The sequence below is a fragment of the Micromonospora sp. ATA51 genome (assembly GCF_016802855.1).
Classification (GTDB): domain Bacteria; phylum Actinomycetota; class Actinomycetes; order Mycobacteriales; family Micromonosporaceae; genus Micromonospora; species Micromonospora sicca.
Map to the genome: position 1 here is coordinate 1 of NZ_JAEVHJ010000620.1, position 1,703 is coordinate 1,703.

At 74.9% G+C, this 1,703-nt stretch carries 1 protein-coding gene and 2 pseudogenes; all 3 read right to left on the minus strand.

Going from position 1 to position 1,703, the window contains the following annotated elements:
• Positions 1–106: 106 nt before the first annotated feature.
• A pseudogene (locus JNW87_RS38400) lies at positions 107–993 on the minus strand (alpha/beta fold hydrolase).
• A complete protein-coding gene (locus JNW87_RS38405) occupies positions 990–1,310 on the minus strand; it encodes a DUF2516 family protein (protein WP_109803686.1) in 321 nt (106 codons plus the stop codon). Before JNW87_RS38405 ends, JNW87_RS38400 begins: the two are co-directional and overlap by 4 nt.
• 71 nt (positions 1,311–1,381) lie before the next feature.
• Positions 1,382–1,703: pseudogene (locus JNW87_RS38410) on the minus strand (hypothetical protein); the annotation flags it as partial.

The window sequence follows — 1,703 nt, forward strand, 5'->3', positions numbered from 1 at the left end:
TCGGGGTCGGCCGCCAGCACCGTGCACTCCCACTCGCGCAGGGTGGGATCGGCGAGGTCGAGTCGGTGGGTACGGCCGTGGTGTGTGACGCCCATGACAGGCGACGTTACCCGTTGAGGAACCCGGAGATCCGCTCCCGCAGGTCGGCGCGTTCCGACCAGAGCACGCCGGGGCGGTCGTAGACGTGCAGGGTGGCGTTCGGCAGCGCGGCGGCCAGTTCCTCGGCGACCGGCACCGGATGCAGGTCGTCGCCCGCACAGCCGATCACCAGCGCCGGGGCGGTGACCTGGGCGAGCACGGCCGCGTCTCGCAGCGGCGCCTGCTCGGGCATGCTGGCCAGCCCGGGGGCGAGCCCGTCCCGGAGCAGCTGGTCCAGCCGCTGCCGCAGGTACGCCCACCCGGCCGGGGTGTTCCGCACGGCGGGCGGCAGCTCCGTCGAGACGACCTCGGCCAGGGCGGAGGCGTCCCCGCTCTCCACCGCGTCGAGCAGGTCGGTCAGGCGGGCCCGGGCCACCTCGCCGCGCGGCTGGTCCAGCACGGCGGGCAGGAAGAAGACCAGCTTCTCGAAGCGTTCCGGGCTCTCCACCAGCAGCCGGCAGAGCGCGCCGGCGCCCAGGCTGGCGCCGAAGGCCCGGGTGGCGCCGCCGAGGTCGGCGACGCCCGCAGGTCGCGGGCCAGGTCCAGATAGGTCCACCGGCCGGGCGGCGAGTCGGAGCGGCCGTGCCCGCGGAACTGGAAGAAGACCTTGCGGCCGGTGACCGCGCTGCCGAAGGGGCGGGTGGTGGCGATGCCGTTGCCCAGCCCGTGCGCGAACACCGTGACCGGGTCACCGGTGCCGGTGACCAGCCGCTCCAGCCGCACCCCGTGCGGGGTGGTGACCAGCTCGGTCTCCGGCTCCGGCAGCGCGGGACGGCCGGTGCGGGGCCCGCCCGGGCCGGGCCCCCAGGTGCGGGGACCGCCGTCCGGCGGCGGGGGCCAGCGGAAACCCCTCACCAGAAGCCTTTGCCGTCGTGCAGGTCGCGCAGCCCGACCCGGACGTCGAGCAGGTAGATCAGACCGGCCGCGATGCCGATCAGGGTGAAGATGCTCAGGACGCCGCCCCCGACGCCGAGCAGGGTCAGCACCAGGCAGACCGCGAGGATGGCGATCCAGCCGCCCTTGGGCAGGGTGCCGATCGCGGCGAACGCGTCGGAGCGCTGGGTGATGGCGTGCACCAGGGCCACGCCCTCGATGACCAGGGCGAAGACGAGCAGGATCAGCTCGATCACATAGCGGACTTCGTACGCGAAGATCGGCGCGGCGTTTGCCATGTCGGCAAGCTTATGCCGACGGCCCCGGAAACGTCCCGCAGGACGCTTCCGGGGCGTCGATCCAGGCTCGACTACTCGGCGGCCGGACGGGTCCGCTTGGTGGCCTTCGGCAGCTTCGCCGACGGGGTGGCGGCCGGCTTGGCGGTCGCGGCCTTCGTGGCGGTGGCCTTGGTGGCCCGGGTCCGCGGGGTCTTGGCGGCGGCCGGCTTGGCCTCGACGACCTCGGCAACGTCGGCCGGGGTCGGCGCCTCGACCGGGGCGGCCGGAGTGGTGGTCGCGACCGGCGCGGCCTCCGTCGCCTCGATGTCCGCGTTCACCGTGTCGGCGGCCTCCAGCACGCCGGCGCCGACGACCCGCTCGCCGCGGGCGACCAGCTCGGCGTACGCGGCCAGG